The sequence below is a fragment of the Idiomarina sp. ST10R2A5 genome, assembly GCF_051842325.1.
Classification (GTDB): Bacteria; Pseudomonadota; Gammaproteobacteria; order Enterobacterales; family Alteromonadaceae; genus Idiomarina; species Idiomarina abyssalis.
Map to the genome: position 1 here is coordinate 218,306 of NZ_JBNIEX010000003.1, position 19,285 is coordinate 237,590.

Genomic DNA, 19,285 nt, shown 5'->3' on the forward strand with positions numbered 1-19,285 from the left:
GAGTCCATAAAAAAGCCCCCAAAGCGGGGGCTGAAAACTTAATAAGCCGGCATTAAGAACACTTCACGCACGCAGTTACGCGGGTTGGCGTTTATTGCGTAAAGTACTGCATCGGCAACATCATCCGGGTCCAGCTTATCCGGCTTTGGCTCATCAAAGAACGGCGTATTGACCATACCCGGTGCTATTGTTGTGCAGCGACCATTCCACTCTTTCATTTCTTCAGCTAAGTTCTGAGCGAAACCGTGCACAAACCATTTGGTGGCACCATAAACAGAACCTTTAAGCGTAATGCGCCCGGCAGCTGATCCTGTCATTAGAAAATGACCGGTAGTTTTGCGCAAGTGCGGTAAGGTCAGTTTCGCGGTATACAGAAGCCCGTTGATATTCACATCAACCATTTGCTTCCATTCTTCCGCGTCGCCTTCTTCAGTACCTGGTGTTGAAACACCGGTTCCTGCATTTGCGAACACAGCGTCCAACTGACCAAACTTATCAACGCCCTGCTTTACGGCCTGCTCAAGCTCGTCAAAGTTACCCGCATCGGCGGCAACACCAATGGCGTTATCAGAGCCAAACTCTTCAACCAGCGCATCCAACTTGTCTTTCCGTCGCGCCGTTAATATTAGCTTTAACCCTTCTTTTGCCGCTTTGCGCGCCGTGGCTTCACCGATGCCGCTTGAGGCACCGGTAATTAATAGTACTTTCGACATGCTTCCTCCTTAAGCTAAATCAAAGCGGTCAGCATTCATAACCTTAGTCCAGGCTTTCACGAAGTCTTTTACAAACTTCTCCTGGTTGTCATCCTGAGCATACAGCTCTGAATACGAACGCAGGATTGAGTTTGAGCCAAAGACTAAATCAATGCGGCTTGCTGTCCACTTCAGTTCGTCGGTTTTGCGGTCACGAACTTCGTAGTGATCATCCGCTTTTTTCCAGACATTGTTCATGTCAGTCAAATTAACGAAAAAGTCGTTAGTTAACGTACCAGCCCGGTCAGTAAATACGCCGTGCTTAGACTCACCGTAGTTCGCACCTAAAGCGCGCATACCACCCACAAGAACCGTCATTTCAGGTGCCGTTAAGCCCATCAAATGGGTACGATCCAACATCAGTTCTTCGGCCGGTACCGCGTAGTCCTTCTTCAGGTAGTTACGGTAACCATCATGCAATGGCTCTAACGGCTCAAAGCTTTCCACATCGGTTTGCTCGTCGGTTGCATCACCACGGCCCGGCGCAAACTGAACCGTTAGGTTATAACCGGCATCTTTTACCGCTTTTTCAACCGCTGCCGTACCGCCAAGTACAATCAAGTCGGCCAGGCTGACTTTCTTATCCAGGGTAGACTGCAACTCTTCCAGTACGCGAAGGACTTTATGCAGTTTTTCCGGCTCGTTACCATGCCAGTCTTTTTGCGGCGCTAAACGAATGCGTGCGCCATTTGCGCCACCGCGGAAGTCCGAACAACGGAAGTTACGTGCACTGTCCCATGCGGTAGAAATCAGCTCGTAAGACGTTAAGCCAGTGTTCAATAACTTATCTTTCAAGTCGGCAATTTCCGTTTCACTCAGTGTGTAGTCCACTTTCGGAATTGGATCCTGCCAAATTAGGTCTTCTTCCGGCACATCGGCACCTAAGTAGCGGTCTTTTGGACCCAAGTCGCGGTGCGTCAGTTTAAACCAGGCGCGGGCGAATACGTCAGCGAAGTACTCAGGATCTTTGTAGAACTTCTCGGCAATTTTGCGATAGTCCGGGTCCATTTTCATGGCCATATCGGCATCGGTCATAATCGGATTATGACGAATAGACGGATCTTCCACATCGACCGGTTTATCTTCCTCTTTAATGTCGACAGGCTCCCACTGCCAGGCTCCAGCAGGGCTTTTCTTCAGTTCCCACTCGTAGTTAAACAACAGGTAGAAGTAGCCGTTGTCCCACTTAGTCGGCTCAGTAGTCCAGGCTCCCTCAATACCACTGGTCACAGTATCGCGACCAACGCCTTTACCACCGCTGTTGCGCCAGCCAAAGCCTTGCTCTTCAACATCTGCCGCTTCCGGCTCAGGACCTAAATTCTCTTCTTTGCCATTACCGTGACACTTACCCACAGTATGACCACCGGCAGTTAGTGCACAGGTTTCTTCGTCATTCATTGCCATGCGCTTAAAGGTTTCGCGTACGTCTTTTGCGGTACGAAGCGGATCAGGATTACCGTCAACGCCTTCCGGGTTCACATAAATCAAACCCATTTGCACTGCAGCCAGTGGGTTCTCAAGCGACTCACGCTCGTCATCTGAGCTGTAGCGGTTTTTAGTTTCCGCCAGCCATTCTTTCTCGCTACCCCAGTAAGTATCTTCTTCAGGGTGCCAGATGTCCTCACGGCCACCGGCAAAACCAAAGGTTTTAAGACCCATCGACTCGTAAGCCATATTACCGGCCAGAATAAAGAGATCGGCCCAGGACAATTTGTTGCCGTACTTTTTCTTAATTGGCCACAATAAACGACGCGCTTTATCTAAGCTTACGTTATCAGGCCAGCTGTTTAACGGCGCAAAGCGTTGGTTACCCGTACCGCCACCACCGCGACCATCGGCTAAACGATAAGAGCCTGCGGAGTGCCAGGCCATACGAATCATTAAGCCACCATAGTGACCCCAGTCAGCCGGCCACCAGTCCTGGCTGTCGGTCATGAGATCTTTCAGGTCCTGCTTTAACTCTTCTAAATTGATTTTTTTGAATTCTTCCGCGTAATTAAAGTCGTCATCCATTGGATTCGCTTTGGTGTCGTGCTGGCGCAGAATTTCCAGCTTTAAGGAGTTTGGCCACCAGTGCGTGTTCGTTTTTTTCTCAGATGTCATGCTACCGTGCATGATTGGGCATTTACCGCCACCGCTTGAACTACTCATTATGCTTTCCTTATCTCTGTGCTTAAATTTGAATAACTGTTATCTATAGTTATAGCAACGCTCAGCCATTTACTCCAAGGCAAGATACCGTTTGCTTTGATAGGTTTTATAGATACAGATTAAATAAGAGGAAGGATCGGTCAGCCTCGCAGTCTTGCTAACCACTATTTGACAGACATCACGAGATTACCCGGAAAGAGCGTACACATATAGAATCGCTGCAACGAGACTTAAACTGCTACGGACCGCATGGAGCCGCCCCCATTTAACCAATAACCGATGAGTCTCCGTCACTGACAGACTTCCTTCCGGCGAAAGCAGTTGCTTATTGGTCGGCATGATAACGATAAAGGTAAAAGGAACGACAGAGAAAATGAGTACTGCTCCAATATACCAGAGCAATGAGTCGCCGCTTAGCGCAACAATTAGCCCTGAAATAGCGGCTACCAGTGCCAGCGAAGCTTGCATGACAGCCGCACGGCGGTAACTAGGCCCAAAAACGGTTGCCGCTAGTTCAGTGCCACACTCTAACCGCGCAGGATGTTCGGCAAAAGTAATATAAATGGCTGCACCCGCAAATAATGCGCAGGATAGTACTGCGATAATTTCAAAAATATACATTAATAAGACACCTTAATTACTGGCGCATTTATTAACTAACTTACTTTCTAACATGCAGTAGTTCAACAACCCCATGATAACTCTAACTTAACTGTCCAAGTTTCCCTGCGGCATAATCCGCTTCAATCTGTTCAATGTCACTTTCGGTGCTCATGACAAACGGGCCTTTTTGAACAAACTCTTCTTTTAGCGGCTCAGCAGAAAATAAAACAAATTTGATATCCGAGGAGAACTGATTTGCCAATTCAATGGTACTGCCAACTGATGTTGATTGGTTGCTTACCGCTATTGCTTGTCCGTAGGGTAGCGTCACGCTGCGGTCAGATACTCTTAACTCCAATGGACCTGATACGGCATACAACCAGGCGCTCTCGCCTGCGTTCAACCGATGAAAAAAAGATGAGCCAGAAGTAAGACTGCCATCTAAAATAGTCATTGGCAGTGCTGGCGAGTCTTCACTTTTCACCCCGTTGCTTTCGCCAAGCATAACTCTAACGCGAGCTCCGGCTTCTTGAATAACCGGTACCTTACTGGCCTTAACATGAAGCGCCTCGGGCGAGCTGGACTTTAGCCTTGTCGGGAGGTTTACAAACACCTGTAAACCGTGAATTTTCGAGTCATTTCTTGGCGACTCGTCGTGCACAATGCCAGAACCCGCTTTTAACCAATATAAATCTCCAGGTAATAGATCGAAGTCATTGCCTAGCGTATCCCGGTTATGAAATTTTCCTACGGTATCTTCAAACAGCAGTGAAACTGCGGATAAGCCTGCATGCGGGTGAGCTCCGAAGGTCGGCTCTACCATTGTATAATGATCAACCATCACAAGCGGATCCATTGCGCCCGAAAACGCCTTCTCTCTGAAACTTTTCGCTTTGAAGCCTCTACCAACGTCCAGCGGCTTACCTTCGGTCGCCTTCGTAATTGAAACTTGCTCATTCAATGCTTCAGAAAATATCTTTCCTGTTAGGTTTTCCGGTCGGTTCATTTTTGTATCTCCCAACATTATATTCGCTACTCAATAGGATTTAACTCTAGCAGTAGAACAATAAGAATCTCCACAACCAAGAAATGAAACTTTCATTCTATATTTAGAACGATAAACTAATAATAATAACGGAGCCCTGCTACTTAGAGAAAACTGTGATGATTGATTTAAATGACTATTTTTACTTTGTCCATGTGGTCGAAAAGCAGGGCTTTTCACCAGCTGCATTGGCGCTCAACATGCCAAAGTCCAGGTTGAGCCGTCATATAAAACAACTCGAAGAACGCCTTGATAGCAAGCTCATTCAACGTACCTCCCGGCAGTTTAAAATCACCGATACGGGACGGCTTTTTTACCGCCACGCCAGAGCTCTGTTAGATGAAATGGAGATGGCTGAAGCTGCCGTTCAAAGCACTAAAAAGACGCTTAGCGGAACCGTAAAAATAAGCTGCTCGCTTGGTGTGGCTCAGTTCGCTGTAAAGCAATTGCTGGTCGAGTTTTTGAAAGAAAATCCAAAGGTAAACCTGGTGCAGCAAGTAACAAACCAGACCGTCGATTTAGTGTCAAATGGGATTGATATCGCCATTCGCGGGCATATTGATCAGCTTCCCGATTCAAGCATTATTCAACGACAGCTAACTACCGTGTCGTGGCAGTTGTTTGCAAGCCCTGCATACATTGAGTCACACGGCGCACCCTCCTCGCCTGACGACTTACTCAAACAAAAAAGCCTTAAAATGGGTTGGCAGTCTACGTCAGGTATCTGGACTTTGGAAAATCAGGAAGGGCTGGAAATAACCGTTCCCTACAGGCCTCAGCTATGTAGCGATGACATGAGTACTCTAAAAAAAGCTGCAATAGATGGGCTAGGTATTGTCAGCCTCCCGGCTTACACTTGCCGAGATGCAATTAATACAGGATTATTGACCCGCGTACTACCGAACTGGACAACCGGTAAAGCTAAGCTCAGCCTGTTAACCTTGTCCCGCCGCGGACAGCCACCGGCTGTACAGGTATTGAGCGACTATCTTGTCAGTAACTTACATTCTCACATTGGTGACCAGTGACAATTCCTATTTCCATTCTTAAAAGCTAGCCTTACTAAAAACGCTACGGTAGCATGTCGGTATGCTTTGTACCTTATGCTCCTCGGCCTCAGAACCCTTCTGTGACGATAAAAAACGCCAGTACTTCCGGTGCACTGTCTGCGACATGATTTTTGCAGACCCGCAGGCTTACTTGCCGCAGGACGAAGAAAAAGCCATTTACGACTTTCATCAAAACGACCCTCACGACACCCGCTATAGGGAGTTCTTAAGCCAACTTTCAATTCCTTTATTAGAAAAGCTATCAACTGGCATGACTGGTCTTGATTTTGGCTCCGGGCCGGGGCCTACACTTAGTTTGATGCTTGAGGAGCACGGCATGAAGATGTCTATTTACGACATCTTCTACGCGCCGGACAGCGGACAGTTGAGCCGTCAGTATGACTTTGTCACCTGCAGCGAAGTTGTTGAGCACTTTAATGAGCCGGGCAAGGCATGGCCACAGTTAATAAGCTTAGTAAAACCTCAAGGGTACATAGGCGTGATGACGTGGATGTTTACAAAGAAAACAGCTGAGCAATTTAACCAGTGGAGCTACAAAGGTGACCCGACCCATGTCAGCTTTTACACGCCTGAAACCATGCAGTGGATAGCACAACATTTTCAACTGAAACTTGAAATTATCAGCGAACAGGCCATTTTATTTAGAAAGGACTAACAACGGAGGGCGACTATGAACTACGAATGCGTACACGCGGACATTAGCCAGCAAACCGATATTGATGCCGTAGTTAACGCCGCTAATGCAGAGCTCAAACCCGGTGGTGGCGTTGCCGGTGCAATTCACCGGGCAGCGGGCCCTGAACTGGAAAAAGCAACTCGCTCACTGGCTCCCATTGAACCCGGTGAAGCCGTTATCACCGACGGGTTCAATCTTCCTAATCGCTACATTATCCATTGCCTGGGGCCCGTTTATGGCGTCGACACACCCTCAGATAAGCTGCTGGCAAATTGCTATCGTAATGCACTGGATTTAACCGATAAGCATCAAATAGAGTCTATTGCTTTCCCGGCGCTGTCAGCCGGAGCCTTCGGTTACCCTTTTGAGGCAGCGACTAAAGTGGCTCTGGACACAATTCGGCAGCACGTTGAAAAGCTGAGCCATCTGAAGCTTGTGCGCTTTGTGCTATTCAGTGACGAAGATTTTGCCCATTATCAACGTGCGCTGAGAAAGTAGCGATTACTCGAGAAGCCAAACGTTTATGCAGTGACCGGCTACTTCGGCGTACCAAACATAATTTTGTCGGCGTTGTTGGCTAAAGCAATGATCATAGTCACAGCCCAGGTTCCCAATATCCACCAAAAGGTCGGCCAGGACATCCAGGTAAGATCAAGAAACAGTAAATCGAAAATCCAGACAATAAATGCCGCAAATAAGATAGAAGGCAAAAATACGACGAAAAGAACACAAAGGGCTAAAGGTATGGTGCCCAGGGTTTTCATCCAGTTTAATAAAGACGACATAATGGCTTTTGTTTAGTGAGAGTGGGTTGAAAACTACATTGAGTTGGGGGAGATATCAACTCATCACGCATTTTTTCTGAACCAATCTATACTTCGCTTCGTCTCTCTACTGAGTTACAGGCAATAAAACAATGACTAATAAGGCATCAACTCATGAAGATAGAGCAAGTAGAGGTACTCGTTCTACCTGAGTGAATTGTCGGTTAACGAAACAGCGTTAGTACTCTCTATAGCGCCTGGCACAGTCAAATCAAGATTGCATAGCGCACGAGAAGAATTGCGTCATAGATACTTAAACGAGGGTGATAAGCCATGAGCACAAACAAAGAAGTTAACGAACAAATAGAAAAAGATCTGTCCGCGCAAGCACAGGAACTGGATAAGTTAATGGGCACTGGCGAAGGCCTTACCGGCTACTTAAAGCAAGGGTTTAAGTACGACATAGGCTGGGTTGTGAAGGTTGCTTATGGGCTAGGCGCTATATTTACGGTATTACTATTGTTTTGCGGGTATCAGTTTTTTACAGCAACACCGGACAACGAATTGTTCTGGGGCGTGCTTCTCATATTAAGTTTTAACGCTCAGGTTGCTACAAAGCTATGGATTTACATGCAAACAAACCGTAACCATACCGCACGTGAGATACGCTTACTTGAGTTACGTTTAAAGTCTACAAGTAACGGATAATAAGCGGGGTGGCTAACCACCACCCCATAATAGGTTACTTTTTAAAGTCCTGACTGGCGGCTTTTATTGCCGTTGCCAGCGACTGAGTTGCTGATTCAAGGCCGGTACTAATGTCAGACCATGCGTCCTCGCTGGACTTTTTCAAACCTTCCAACTTATCTTCGGCCTTGTCTTTCAGCGCTTCAAGCTCGTTAATCTTCTCTTCATACTTGATTTGAGAGTCAGCCTCCGACTGTTTCGCTTTAGCCTTCAGACGATCAATCTCAGCTTTCATCTCTTCAATTTTTGCTTCGTGCTTCTTTTCAAATGCTTCTTTATTGTCCATTTCTACCTCCAGGTCTTCCTTTTTACTTACTTGCTTACTAATGGGTATGGTTTAAAAAGCCAAAACGATCAAAATCGCTGCTGATCTAAATCAAGGTGTCAACAATGTCTTCCGCTACCGCAACGTTGCTCTAGCCGTGGCACTGGCTTGGTTTTGTTGTACTATATCTTTATTCACTGGCAAACCACGTCGCGAGTCACCGGAAACTCATGTTATTACTTGATGCTTTTTTTCGCTTTTCCGGTATTGGACTGTTGCTCTTGGTTAGCTTACTGGCGATAAAAGATTTGCCGCGCTCGCCAAGCTTTTACTTTCTACTATTAACCAACCTTTGCATGGTGAGCTTTTTTCTCGGATTCACACCTGTCGAATTTCAACTACCCTTGCTTTTGCGAAGCGTGTTACGAATCTTAGATGCGTTTCTGCTGTTTTTTACATGGCTGTTCGTTCTGTCCTTGTTTCAAAAAGACTTCCGCCTGACGCTTACTCACTGGCTTATCGGTATTCTGGTTTGCGCCCCAATGGTTACTGAAAGACTGGTTCATTTTGGATGGATTCATAACTTACCCGGGTGGTGGGCTGAGCTGGTCAATTCCCTGGCGTTGTTGTTGCTTGTGCATATGGCGGTAGTCGCGCTTACTGGTCGTAATGACGACCTGCTTGAAAAACGCAGAAGCTCACGTTTATCCCTTGTTGCCATAATTACTGTATCGGCATTATTGACCATATTATTGGGTTCAATTTGGCTTCCCCAACACCAGCCAACAGTTAACGTAATCAGTCTATGGCCGCCAATTGCTGCAATCAGTTTTTGGTTGTTAAAGATTGAAACTCAAGCTTTCGCTTTCAATCACCAAAAGCAAAGAGCCTCCAAGCAATTGGACGCCCGTGACTTAGTACTCCAACAACAGTTGAACAAAGAGGTAGTAGAAGACCAGGCTTACCTGGAAAACAGTCTATCGGTCGATGAATTAGCGAGTCGCGTGGGAGTCGCAGCGCATAGACTTAGAGTGTTTATTAATCAAAAGCTGGGTTACACAAACTTCAGCACTTATATTAACAGTTTTCGCATTGAGGCTGTTAAAGCGGCATTTGAAACTCCCACGAATGATCACTTACCTATTTTAACTATTGCATTGAATCATGGTTTTAGCTCACTTCCCCCGTTTAACCGGGCTTTCAAAAAGCAGTTAGGTATTACACCGTCAGAATTTCGAAAGAATATCCGGAGAAAAGCCCCTTAATGGCATAATCGACCAGCTTTTCTTTAAAATCGAGCAGATTCAATTAACGTCAAACCGTAGGCTTTAACCTCTTATTTACGAGTTTACAGAGGTTCCCTCAATGTTTAAGCGAAAAACCAAAACTCTCCTTATTTGGATAGCTTCATTTTTTATTGTCAGCTCAGCGTTATCACTTTGGATCATGGATTATAAAATTGACCAAGTGTGGGGAGAGCATACCCAAATTGTTAACCCTGAGACTTTCAGAAAACCTCAACAAACCTTTGCCATTATGAACGTAAGCGTATTGTCTGCCGATGGTGACTCCATGCAACCGAATCACACGGTATTAATTGAAGATGGCTTAATCGCCGACGTTAGTTCAGAACCCAATCTACCCACTGGAATTACCACCATCGACGGCACAGGAAAATATCTGATTCCGGGGCTCATAGACTCGCATATTCATTTATGGCAAAGCCCGAACGACCTTTTGCTATATATCGCCAACGGAGTAACTCACATCAGGGAAATGAACGGCAGCGATGAACACTTGATGTGGAAGGCTGAAATAGAAGTCGGTCGGCCTGGTCCGGAAATGTTTGTGACCTCTCGACGCCATAACAGCAGTAGCGGTATTGCCGGTCTCTTTGAACGCTGGACTGCGAAAATCAATCCGGTCGATGATACAGACGATATTGAATCTCACGTTCAACAGATGATGGAGAAGGGTTACGATGCCGTAAAAATTTATACACTACTTAAAAAGAGGCACTTCCAGGCCTTTAATAAAGCCGCTCTGAAGCTCGATGTTCAATTACTGGGGCACATTCCTAAGGAAATGACACTGGATGAAATCTGGCAATCAGAATTAAAGGAGCTGGCGCACACAGAAGAGCTGGTGAAAGCATTGGCGCGGGAGTTTGGCGAGTTTAATAGTGAAACTTCTGAAGAATTTTTACAGTTTGTGCACAAGCGCAGCGCCGATATTGTGACCCACTTACTGAAAAACGACGTTGCTGTAGTTTCTACTCTGTCCCTGATCGAAAGTATTGCTCCACAAAAGCTTGATGTCGCCGACGCGCTTAGAGCGGTAGAGTTGGACTACGTGAACCCCGGTATTGCCGAGGCTCTTCACCCCTCGGTTCCTATCATGGGCTGGTTGCCGGATGTGAATATCTATCGGTTACCCTACAACTACCCTCAGGAAAAAATTCCAGGCAATCAGACCTACTGGAAAGCTTACGCGCAAGCCAATCGCATTTTACTTAAAGCGATGGCCAACAAAGGCGTTAAGGTACTAGCAGGAACCGATGCTAATGTTCCGGTAATGGTGCCGGGGTTCTCACTTCATGAGGAATTAGTGTCTTTGACTCAAGCCGGGTTTAGTGAAGCCCAGGCTTTGCGAGCAGCAACCTCAACACCAGCGGCCTGGATGAAGGTTAAATCAGGAAAAGTACTGGCTGGTTACCAAGCCGACTTAGTGTTACTTCACGCTAATCCTTTAAAGGATATTAACCATACACGAACGGTTGATACCGTCATCAGTAATGGACGACAGTACAACCGTACCGATCTCGATAGCATGTTATCGAGTGTGAAAAGTGCGAATTGAGTGAACTGCTTATTTCTTCCGGGAATGCTCGCGCCAGATCCGAAAGCGCGTCACTATGTACCAGACAAGACCACCAATAAACATGATAAGAGGAACAATATTAACTTCCTTGCTCTGCTGGTAATCGTCAGAAGTTAGGAAAAACCAGAGAACGCCAATAATCAGAACAACGATTGCCAGTACCCCTTGTACCTGCAGGCTTTTCGATGTGTTTTCAGTGGTAATTTTGCTTTCTCCAGGCTGATCGCTTTCACCCGGTTGCTCTTTTTGTTCTGAGTTTTCGGGCTTCACGTAGCCACAAGCCGGACAGCTGTATTTATTATCCAGAACCTCATCTTCACACTTTGGACATTTCTCAAATGCCATTGAAGCACCTCTCTGTTTTCGTTGACGAGCGTTTACTATTCTAGTGTAGTCAAAAGCAGAGAGCTTCGCCGCTTGTAACACAGCATGCTCATCCACAGTAAATACGCGCTCAATCTTATAAAACCTGACTCTGTAGCTAAAAATTTATAAGGTTGCTACTATCATTCGAGCGAAAAACAATCATCAATGTGAGCCTAATATGCTAAAAGCCCTTTCCTTTTGTACTGCCCTGTTAAGTATGGTGTTATTGCAGGCCTGTTCTCCGGCAACTCAGGACACCGAACGCATGGCTTCACACCATTTAACACTGTCCGAAGCAAATAAACTGGTAGAGCTGCCATTACATTGTGTTGAAACACCTTACCCATACAAAACCGGAGTGGTACTGGGCAGCGCTGTCGATTTGCAGGAACCTTCCGTTATGCATCCGGTTTTTTACGGCTGTTTTGACTGGCACAGTGCCGTGCATGGCTACTGGTCAATGGTCACTCTGTTACAGCAGTACCCCGATCTGGAACAGGCTGACGAGGTAAAAGCCGTTCTTAAACGCAACTTAACTGCAGAAAACGTGGCACGTGAAGTGGACTTTTTCAGCAAAGACATTAATGACTCGTTTGAGCGCACTTACGGTTGGGCCTGGTTGTTAAAGCTATCTGACGAGCTTCACTCATGGGAAGACCCTATGGCCAAAGAGCTGGCAGCAAACTTACAACCATTAGCCGACTTAATTGTTGACCGCTATATCAATTTTTTACCCCGGCTGGTCTACCCGGTGCGAGTGGGCGAGCATACCAACACAGCCTTTGGCTTGAGTTTCGCCTACGACTACGCTATAAACCACGAACATACAGAACTACAGCAGTTAATTACTAAGCGCGCTAAAGATTACTTTTCAGAAGATAAAAACTGCCCGATAAGCTGGGAGCCAAGTGGCTACGACTTTCTGTCACCCTGCCTGGAAGAAATAGGCTTAATGCAACGCGTCCTGCCAAAACAGCAGTTTTTAACCTGGTTAGATGATTTTATGCCACAACTCGCTGATCCGGACTACAGCCTGGCAGTCGGTAAAGTCAGCGACAGAACCGATGGTAAGCTGGTGCATCTGGACGGTTTAAACTTTAGCCGCGCCTGGAACCTGTATGCGCTGGCTAACCAATACCCACAGTATGAGCATTTACGCGAAGTTGCCGATAAACATATGGCGCACTCCTACCCTAATCTAGTTGGCGATAGTTACGAAGGTGGTCACTGGCTGGGCAGCTTTGCTATTCAAGCGTTGAATCAGGCGCAGCAGTAGTTTTAATTAAAAGAGAGCAAGCTTCGGGTCGTCGCATGATGAGACGTCTTTTATGATTGGTTCTAAGAGTTTGTAGAGGGTCTCTCAATTAGTCGAATCTAAAGGTAATGGTTATGTCTGACTATATCCGCATTGAAAAAGCTATGGCCTATATGTCAGAGCATGTATCGAGCCAGCCCTCGCTAGAAGACGTTGCTGCCCATGTTCATCTCAGCCCGTTTCATTTTCATCGGGTGTTTTGTAAATGGGCAGGCACTACACCGAAGCGTTTCTTGCAGGCTTTAACGCTGGAACGAAGCAAACGAATGATGAGAGAAGAAGGCTCTCTTATGGATGTTTCCCTCAGCATGGGTTTAAGCGGAGGCTCCCGACTATATGACCACTTTGTGAAGCTAGAAGCCGTAACACCAGGTGAATACAGGAACGGAGGCCAGGGAGTTACTATCCAATACGGCGTAAATGAAACTCCTTTTGGTAAGATATTTGTCGCAATTACCCCTCGAGGCGTATGCCGCATCGAGTTTTTGGGCTCCAGATCTGCTGATGAGATACTTGTAGATATACGTAAAGACTGGCCTAAAGGCTCGCTCGTAAGCAATGACAACGCGACGAACTATGTTGCTAACGTACTGTTTAGTCGATTAAAAGACGGGCAGTCTAACCCCTTGTCATTGCACGTAATGGGCACCAATTTTCAAGTCGCGGTGTGGAGAGCTTTGTTGAGGATACCACCGGGACAACTCGCCAGTTACTCCCAAATTGCCAATGCATTAGGTTACCCGAAAGCGTCTCGGGCGGTTGGTAATGCTGTTGGCTCTAACACTGTTGCCATGCTAATTCCGTGTCACCGTGTTATTCAAAAAAGTGGGGCTATAGGGGGGTATCGCTGGGGCTCGACGAAGAAAGAAATGCTTCAGGCGTGGGAACTCCTGCGCGAAGATCCACTAGAATTATAATTGCAAAGAGAGGCTTGATTAGGCCCAACAAAAAAGCCCAGCATAAATAGCGCTGGGCTCTGGATTGCGTGATTAATTACGCTTTTTTACCAGGTGTTTGCTGAGGTTGCTTTTGGTCTTTTTGCTGACCAGGAGCTGCGTGCTTTTGTTCGCCTGGTTTGTTTGGCGTTTGTGAACCTTGATTTTTTTGAGTATCCATTATTAACTCCTTAAAGAGTTTGTAAGCATCATTCAATTATGACGCTATGATGAAGTATAGATTGATCTCAAAAGGGCGTCTGTTCGTTACCGCACATATAAGCGATTCAGTGTAACTATGGTCCAATGTACTTAAGTATATTTCTGACGGCGTTTCTGGCCGCCACAATACTACCCGCTCAGTCTGAGTTTGTGGTCGTCGGCGCTCAGCAGATGGGTTATGACGTCTGGGCAATATGGTGGCTGGCGTCAATTGGTAACACGCTGGGGTCGGTGGTTAATTACGTTCTGGGCCGCTTTCTGGTGCAATACCAGGATCGCCGCTGGTTTCCTTTCAAACCAAAATCTCTCGCCCGTGGTCATCGCTGGTTTGAACGCTTCGGTAAGTGGTCGCTGTTGATGGCCTGGGCGCCATTCATTGGCGACCCTCTCACCTTTATAGCCGGTATGCTGCGGTTAACCTTCTGGCAGTTTTTAATTCTGGTTTTTATAAGTAAGTCTGGTCGCTACGCTATTTTGCTGGGCATTACGCAACTGTTTTAACCCTTGGCGAACCATAAGTTGATAGTGCGTGATCTAATTGCACAACCTTTACGTTTTGAGGTTCTGGAACCAGAATTAATATTTACCAACACCTACTTAAGTGAGTTCTATATGAAAAAGTTTACTGGCTTACTGTTGGCTCTGTGCATCAATGGGTTAACCGTTCAAACTGCATTAGCCCAAGACGAAAAAACCGCGATGGTGCCTTTGCCATCACTCGATGACTTTTCCAAAGGCGAAGATGGCTGGAGCTTCGGTCTGGGTTTGGGTGTTGAGTATGAAACTGCCTACGAAGGTTCGGACGAATTTGGATTGGAAATTCAGCCTGCCGGCGCCGTGCAATGGCGTAGCGGTGATAATATTTTCTATTTTGCCGGTGAAGCACTCGGCTGGCGTGGCGTTCGCTCTGAAAACTGGCTATTGGAGGCCACCATTGGTTTCGATGAAGGTCGCGAAGAGAGCGACTCAGACGACGGCCACCTGGACGGACTTGGTGCTCAAGACGAAGGCGCAGAGTTCGTCTTCCAGGCCCGTCGTGCCCTCGATGCCGATTGGCGCTACTGGCTGGTCAGTCGTATCGTAGCAAGTGATGAAGGCAACCTGGGTCTATTTGGTGTAGGCCGCCGCTTTGGTGACCAGCTCGACGGTACCGGCTCTGAAATTAATGTCGTTGCGACCTTTCACGACAGCGAATACGCCAACAAAGGCTTCGGTATTGACGCAGGCCAAGCTGCTGCATCCGGCTTACCGCAAACGTCAATGAGTGGCGGCTTGCGCTCAGTTGGTATTGACTACAATTATCGCCACTACATCAATGATAACTGGCAGCTCTACGGCGAAGCCTTGTTTGAATATTACAGCAGTGAAGTTCGCGAAAGCCCCATTGCTCGTAGTAATTACGAAGCTGAAATAGGCGTCGGATTTATCTACATATTCTAAGGAAAGAGAGCTCTATAACAGGGGCTCACTTTTTTGTGGCAAAACACCGACCCTGAGTCGCTATAGCCTGAATCGCGCATAAAGCGGATTGTGATCAGACACTTTACTGGTATCAATCGCTATTGTTTCTTGCAGTGTGAGATCCCTATAAAAGATGAAGTCGAGCGGATGCTGTCGGTAGGCCTTAACATGATGTGGGTCGACCATAATTGCTTGCCGAAGACCCACACTGCGACAGAACCGCAGCAAGCTTAGCCGGCGCTGGCGGCTCCACACGTTAAAATCACCCGCCACAATAAGCGGTCCTTTATGTTCTAGTATTTCTTCTTTGATAAGCTCTATTTCTTGTGAAAACTGGCGCGCACGAACAAAGTTAATCGCGTGGACATTGACGACCAGCAGTGAGCCGCCCTCTGCCAGCGAATGATGAGAGAGCATGTAACTTTTATGGGTTGCGAACATGCCTTCGCGCTTGCTGCTCAGTCGAGCCTGAGCTTCTTTAAACGCATAACCGCTTGCCGTAAGAACACCATACACAGAGCGCCGGGTTTGCATATTCGGCGCTACCGCATAAGACCAGCTCGGCAGCAGCCAATTATTTTTTGCACTCAGCTTCACCTCCTGAAGTAACAAAAACAAACTCGGATAGTCTGTTAAAACGCTTGCTAAAGTGCGCTGAAAATCTGGCTTCTCGGTCAGTTTTTGCGTATTCCAACACAGCACGCCAAACTCTTCCCCATGATGAATAGGGTGTTTGTGAATAAACTGCTGAGGAAACAAAACTTTGGGTTTAAGCACACGCTCGCCTCGTTAATAACCAACCTTTATTACGTTATCTTGGCATCGATGGTTCTATACTGACATCCCTAAACTATTATGGGGTTAAAGCTCACCCTTTTTGCGACTGGGCTGCTAACGCCTTTCTTAATCAAACTTACAGGCAGTCGAATCCAAATTTAGTGGCCGAGTGAGAGCTTCCTTAAGTTTGTTATAAGCTATCCGGTGCCTTTCCTCACTCATTTTTTGGAGGTTATTCAGTTTCCAACGAACAGCTGGCAGCTGATCAACATTCGCAATTCCGAGTAATGACCAATCCGGTTTGCGTGACTTAAACGTCAAAAGAAACGACCTTTCCTCGTCAGTAAATGTCGCATGCATACGTTTTACAATTTCCTCACGCGCAGCCATAAGCTCCACCAGCGGGACATCAATGTCCGCCATCGACTTAAATTCCCCCTCATAAAGGGCAGCAATATCTTTGAAATTGGGTCGTAATAATTCCGAAATAGGACGCGGGTGGCTGATCATATAAACAATTAACGCTTTACGAATATCATCAGTGAGGCCTTCATTATCCAAGAGTAGTTTGACGTCAAATAAGTCCCTAGGATGTTGCCGATCGAGAGCAGCGCAAATTTTACCAGCATAGAGGTCGGCAAAACTGACTACTGAAATTTCTGCGAATCCGAATTCATTTTCAACCGCTTCAGTAACACTTAAAGCGTTTGATTCGTAGACCGTTCCTCGAAGAACAGGTGACAGCTCTATCTTTATCTGAACCTTTCTACCACCAACATCACGCTCCACCAATAAACGGAGCGCGTCCTTTTTAACTTCAAATGAGCGTATGACAGTCACATCTTGCAGCGCTGCGGTAAGGCTCTTTGCTATTTGCTCCAGATGACTTGTGATCATTTGAAGTGCCTCACCCCGATCCATCATAGGTAAAAAGACGAGGTCAATATCAACCGACAGCCTTGGAAAATCTCTGACAAATAGGTTAATCGCTGTACCGCCTTTGAGCGCAAAACAGTGATGAGCCGCAACAAATGGTAGCACCTGCATAAGCAGCTGAACCTGGCGATAATAAACGCTATTTCTATCCATGATAATTTACATCTCCTTGGGAACCGTAATTTGCCATTTACTTTCCAGGCGACCATTTACCGCGATAGCTCTTTTACCTGAGCCTAGATCGTAGTCTGTTGGCACTAAATGTTTAAACCAGGGCTGTTGATTGCGCTCGGCTAGCCAAAAGAATAACCGTTTCACTTTTACATTAAGGCAGTACGTTAGCAGCGTATCTAACTTCCGGGGTGATAAGTTATGCAACCCCTGAAGCAGAGCATCAGCATGCTCAAAACTGATATGTTTAGGCACCTCGTTGAGTACTTCCAGATAGGCTTTTTCAACACACGAATACGTTACTTCCGGCAGACCTTTTGACCATTCATAAGGACGGAGAACGCGCTGGTCGCGCATGAGTGATTCAGGCCACAATCGCTTCGTTCCATGCCATTCAAAACTAGCATCCACATCTACTTTGTTGATCCATGCTGGAAGCTTGTCGGGAGAGTATAAGTCAACTATAGGCTTACCACTTCTATTTACGTAATGGCTTACACCATGTAACGCTAGCGCACTTAGCCCTCCCATATGGACAGGGAACCTGACCATTCGCTGCAGTGAGGCCACAACACCCTGCCAGGTAGGCTGCGCTTCCTCGCGATAATAGACCCCAGGCTTAGCAGCAATTAACGCTCCTCTTCGAACGGCGTTGTCGATGTAGTGCAAACTCAACCCCTGCTCTTGTAGCCAACGTTTCGTTGCTACCATACTGAGAGGAAGTTTTTGCTTTAGCGTTCTAGCTGCTTCATGATTTAACATGTGATGCTCTTTGAGTTTACAGTATTATTAAAACACGTTAATTATTGACGTGTATAATACATTAGTCAAACCAATGAGTTTGCAAAAATACCTTAATACGTTAATTATTGACGTATTATTATATTTTTATAAACCTTTTCTTGGGCTTTACTAGACACCTTTAGCGATTTAAGTGGAGTGGCCAAATGAAGCAAATAGAAGAAATCCTCAATTTCATAGTTGAGATAGAAAAATTAAAAGGAGTACAGCGCAAAACGAAACCCGTGGGATTTGAACGCTACGAAAACTCAGCGGAACATAGCTGGCACGTTTGCCTTTCCGCTTTAATGCTAAAAGATTTTGCCAATGAACCGGTAAATATCGAGCGCGTGATCAAAATGCTTCTAATTCACGACCTTGGTGAAATAGACGCTGGTGACACCATTATTTATGCCAGCGAAACGAATGAGCTAAAAGGTAAAGAAGCCACCGCTATTAAACGAATTCTGAGCATTTTGCCCGATGGCATGGAAGATGAACTCATGGAGCTATGGAATGAATTCGAAGCCGGTGAAACCGCAGATTCGAAATTCGCTAAGGCCGTAGATAGGGTGCCACCCCTGCTTCATAATATTCATGGTGACGGACACAGCTGGAAGGCACATGGAATTACGAAAGATAAGGTGTTTTCCGTAAACCAACGAATTGAGAACGGCAGCGAAGCGCTTTGGTCTGTCATGCGCAATAAACTTGAGACTGCTGTTGATGACGGCATACTTAAGTAAACCAGTTAAACTAAGGTTTAAGGTTTCAAATGTCTGAAAAATTCATGCTGGAAGCTTTGGAAGTTTCCAAACAAGCACTTCCCCACTGTGAACCGAATCCTCCCGTATGGTATGTGCTGGTTAAAGATGACCAGATAATATCCAAGGGCTTTACGCAAGCCATTGGTGGAAGTCATGCAGAAGTAGAGGCTTTAAATGCTCATTCAGGGGACCTAAGCGGCGTTACTGCATACGTTACTTTAGAACCTTGTTCTTTTGTCGAACGAACTGCTGCTTGCGCAAGCACACTTCTCGCTTCGGGTATCAAGCATGTGGTTATAGCAATGCTTGACCCGGATATCAGAAACAATGGTAAAGGCGCTGAAATACTAAAAGCGGGCGGCGTAAGAGTTGAAGTTGGCCTTTGTGCCAAAATAGTGGCTGGATTTTTAACTCCTTATTTAGGAAAGTCGTAAACAGCTTAAGTGCCCTCAATTTGAGATCTGTAAAGTGGCCCACCCGGTAGGAGTCGAATCTATAACCTCTGCCTCAAGAGTCAAAGATGCGTCTTGGAAATTCACCGCGACCTCGCAAAATTAACGGGGATCTGGTAGCCAGCCTACTTTGCCAGGCTGGCCACGCTG

24 protein-coding genes are annotated in these 19,285 nt (G+C 46.3%); 13 read left to right on the plus strand and 11 right to left on the minus strand.

What is annotated here, in order from left to right; translation table 11 throughout:
- Positions 1 to 38: 38 nt before the first annotated feature.
- The 4 genes from ACP7FG_RS05570 to ACP7FG_RS05585 form a co-directional block, all read right to left on the minus strand.
- Positions 39 to 713 (minus strand): SDR family oxidoreductase, encoded by a 675-nt coding sequence (locus ACP7FG_RS05570; RefSeq protein ID WP_054488798.1) that lies wholly within the window; start codon positions 711 to 713, stop codon positions 39 to 41.
- A 9-nt stretch (positions 714 to 722) separates the two neighbouring features.
- On the minus strand, positions 723 to 2,903 hold the full coding sequence (katG, locus tag ACP7FG_RS05575; RefSeq protein ID WP_439225787.1) for a catalase/peroxidase HPI: 2,181 nt from the start codon (positions 2,901 to 2,903) through the stop codon (positions 723 to 725).
- Positions 2,904 to 3,089: 186 nt separating this feature from the next.
- Complete coding sequence (locus ACP7FG_RS05580) at positions 3,090 to 3,524, minus strand: DUF1772 domain-containing protein (protein ID WP_439225788.1); 435 nt, start codon at positions 3,522 to 3,524, stop codon at positions 3,090 to 3,092.
- An 82-nt stretch (positions 3,525 to 3,606) separates the two neighbouring features.
- The gene (locus ACP7FG_RS05585; protein WP_439225789.1) at positions 3,607 to 4,512 is read right to left on the minus strand and encodes a pirin family protein; all 906 of its coding nucleotides are present in this window, start codon (positions 4,510 to 4,512) and stop codon (positions 3,607 to 3,609) included.
- 158 nt (positions 4,513 to 4,670) lie between these two features.
- On the opposite strand from ACP7FG_RS05585, the gene ACP7FG_RS05590 reads away from it, so the two are divergent.
- The 3 genes from ACP7FG_RS05590 (at position 4,671) to ACP7FG_RS05600 (ending at position 6,795) form a co-directional block, all read left to right on the plus strand.
- Positions 4,671 to 5,579, plus strand: coding sequence for a LysR substrate-binding domain-containing protein (locus ACP7FG_RS05590; RefSeq protein ID WP_439225874.1), 909 nt, complete (start codon positions 4,671 to 4,673; stop codon positions 5,577 to 5,579).
- Between the two features lie 145 nt (positions 5,580 to 5,724).
- Positions 5,725 to 6,276 carry a class I SAM-dependent methyltransferase gene (locus ACP7FG_RS05595; RefSeq protein WP_439225790.1) on the plus strand — a complete coding sequence of 184 codons (552 nt, stop codon included), beginning with the start codon at positions 5,725 to 5,727 and terminating at the stop codon, positions 6,274 to 6,276.
- A gap of 15 nt (positions 6,277 to 6,291) precedes the next feature.
- A complete protein-coding gene (locus tag ACP7FG_RS05600; RefSeq protein WP_439225791.1) occupies positions 6,292 to 6,795 on the plus strand; it encodes a macro domain-containing protein in 504 nt (167 codons plus the stop codon).
- 38 nt (positions 6,796 to 6,833) lie between these two features.
- Here the strand turns inward: ACP7FG_RS05600 and ACP7FG_RS05605 are convergent, their stop codons facing one another.
- The gene (locus ACP7FG_RS05605) at positions 6,834 to 7,082 is read right to left on the minus strand and encodes a hypothetical protein (protein ID WP_199493973.1); all 249 of its coding nucleotides are present in this window, start codon (positions 7,080 to 7,082) and stop codon (positions 6,834 to 6,836) included.
- A gap of 196 nt (positions 7,083 to 7,278) precedes the next feature.
- On the opposite strand from ACP7FG_RS05605, the gene ACP7FG_RS05610 reads away from it, so the two are divergent.
- Both ACP7FG_RS05610 and ACP7FG_RS05615 read left to right on the plus strand, forming a co-directional pair.
- Positions 7,279 to 7,398 carry a hypothetical protein gene (locus ACP7FG_RS05610; RefSeq protein ID WP_439225792.1) on the plus strand — a complete coding sequence of 40 codons (120 nt, stop codon included), beginning with the start codon at positions 7,279 to 7,281 and terminating at the stop codon, positions 7,396 to 7,398.
- Positions 7,395 to 7,769: a DUF6768 family protein gene (locus ACP7FG_RS05615; RefSeq protein WP_199493971.1), complete on the plus strand. Its 375-nt coding sequence runs from the start codon at positions 7,395 to 7,397 to the stop codon at positions 7,767 to 7,769. Before ACP7FG_RS05610 ends, ACP7FG_RS05615 begins: the two co-directional genes overlap by 4 nt.
- A gap of 34 nt (positions 7,770 to 7,803) precedes the next feature.
- Here ACP7FG_RS05615 and ACP7FG_RS05620 read toward each other — a convergent pair whose 3' ends face one another.
- Entirely contained in the window at positions 7,804 to 8,094 is a 291-nt protein-coding gene (locus ACP7FG_RS05620; protein ID WP_054488814.1) for a hypothetical protein, read from the minus strand.
- A gap of 209 nt (positions 8,095 to 8,303) precedes the next feature.
- On the opposite strand from ACP7FG_RS05620, the gene ACP7FG_RS05625 reads away from it, so the two are divergent.
- Entirely contained in the window at positions 8,304 to 9,338 is a 1,035-nt protein-coding gene (locus ACP7FG_RS05625; protein WP_439225793.1) for a helix-turn-helix transcriptional regulator, read from the plus strand.
- 100 nt (positions 9,339 to 9,438) lie between these two features.
- Complete coding sequence (locus ACP7FG_RS05630; protein ID WP_439225794.1) at positions 9,439 to 10,932, plus strand: amidohydrolase family protein; 1,494 nt, start codon at positions 9,439 to 9,441, stop codon at positions 10,930 to 10,932.
- A 9-nt stretch (positions 10,933 to 10,941) separates the two neighbouring features.
- On the opposite strand, the gene ACP7FG_RS05635 is transcribed toward ACP7FG_RS05630, so the two are convergent.
- Complete coding sequence (locus tag ACP7FG_RS05635; protein ID WP_439225795.1) at positions 10,942 to 11,298, minus strand: zinc ribbon domain-containing protein; 357 nt, start codon at positions 11,296 to 11,298, stop codon at positions 10,942 to 10,944.
- A 199-nt stretch (positions 11,299 to 11,497) separates the two neighbouring features.
- Between ACP7FG_RS05635 and ACP7FG_RS05640 the strand changes: the two genes are divergently transcribed.
- Both ACP7FG_RS05640 and ACP7FG_RS05645 read left to right on the plus strand, forming a co-directional pair.
- Positions 11,498 to 12,595, plus strand: a complete 1,098-nt coding sequence (locus tag ACP7FG_RS05640; RefSeq protein WP_439225796.1) for a DUF2891 domain-containing protein — start codon at positions 11,498 to 11,500, stop codon at positions 12,593 to 12,595.
- Positions 12,596 to 12,708: 113 nt separating this feature from the next.
- Positions 12,709 to 13,551, plus strand: coding sequence for a bifunctional transcriptional activator/DNA repair enzyme AdaA (locus ACP7FG_RS05645; protein WP_439225797.1), 843 nt, complete (start codon positions 12,709 to 12,711; stop codon positions 13,549 to 13,551).
- A 76-nt stretch (positions 13,552 to 13,627) separates the two neighbouring features.
- Here the strand turns inward: ACP7FG_RS05645 and ACP7FG_RS05650 are convergent, their stop codons facing one another.
- On the minus strand, positions 13,628 to 13,750 hold the full coding sequence (locus ACP7FG_RS05650; protein ID WP_439225798.1) for a hypothetical protein: 123 nt from the start codon (positions 13,748 to 13,750) through the stop codon (positions 13,628 to 13,630).
- Between the two features lie 125 nt (positions 13,751 to 13,875).
- On the opposite strand from ACP7FG_RS05650, the gene ACP7FG_RS05655 reads away from it, so the two are divergent.
- Together ACP7FG_RS05655 and ACP7FG_RS05660 are read left to right on the plus strand one after the other, a co-directional pair.
- Positions 13,876 to 14,292 (plus strand): YqaA family protein, encoded by a 417-nt coding sequence (locus tag ACP7FG_RS05655; RefSeq protein WP_054488831.1) that lies wholly within the window; start codon positions 13,876 to 13,878, stop codon positions 14,290 to 14,292.
- Positions 14,293 to 14,316: 24 nt separating this feature from the next.
- Positions 14,317 to 15,231 (plus strand): MipA/OmpV family protein, encoded by a 915-nt coding sequence (locus ACP7FG_RS05660; protein ID WP_439225800.1) that lies wholly within the window; start codon positions 14,317 to 14,319, stop codon positions 15,229 to 15,231.
- A 60-nt stretch (positions 15,232 to 15,291) separates the two neighbouring features.
- Here ACP7FG_RS05660 and ACP7FG_RS05665 read toward each other — a convergent pair whose 3' ends face one another.
- From ACP7FG_RS05665 to ACP7FG_RS05675, 3 genes are all read right to left on the minus strand, one after another.
- Positions 15,292 to 16,029, minus strand: coding sequence for an endonuclease/exonuclease/phosphatase family protein (locus ACP7FG_RS05665; protein WP_439225801.1), 738 nt, complete (start codon positions 16,027 to 16,029; stop codon positions 15,292 to 15,294).
- 126 nt (positions 16,030 to 16,155) lie between these two features.
- Positions 16,156 to 17,118, minus strand: a complete 963-nt coding sequence (locus tag ACP7FG_RS05670) for a nucleotidyl transferase AbiEii/AbiGii toxin family protein (protein ID WP_439225802.1) — start codon at positions 17,116 to 17,118, stop codon at positions 16,156 to 16,158.
- A gap of 6 nt (positions 17,119 to 17,124) precedes the next feature.
- Entirely contained in the window at positions 17,125 to 17,898 is a 774-nt protein-coding gene (locus tag ACP7FG_RS05675) for a type IV toxin-antitoxin system AbiEi family antitoxin domain-containing protein (RefSeq protein ID WP_439225803.1), read from the minus strand.
- Between the two features lie 185 nt (positions 17,899 to 18,083).
- Here ACP7FG_RS05675 and ACP7FG_RS05680 point away from each other — a divergent pair, with 185 nt between their 5' ends.
- Entirely contained in the window at positions 18,084 to 18,662 is a 579-nt protein-coding gene (locus ACP7FG_RS05680; protein WP_439225805.1) for an HD domain-containing protein, read from the plus strand.
- A 29-nt stretch (positions 18,663 to 18,691) separates the two neighbouring features.
- Entirely contained in the window at positions 18,692 to 19,117 is a 426-nt protein-coding gene (locus ACP7FG_RS05685) for a bifunctional diaminohydroxyphosphoribosylaminopyrimidine deaminase/5-amino-6-(5-phosphoribosylamino)uracil reductase RibD (RefSeq protein ID WP_439225806.1), read from the plus strand.
- Positions 19,118 to 19,285 lie beyond the last annotated feature (168 nt).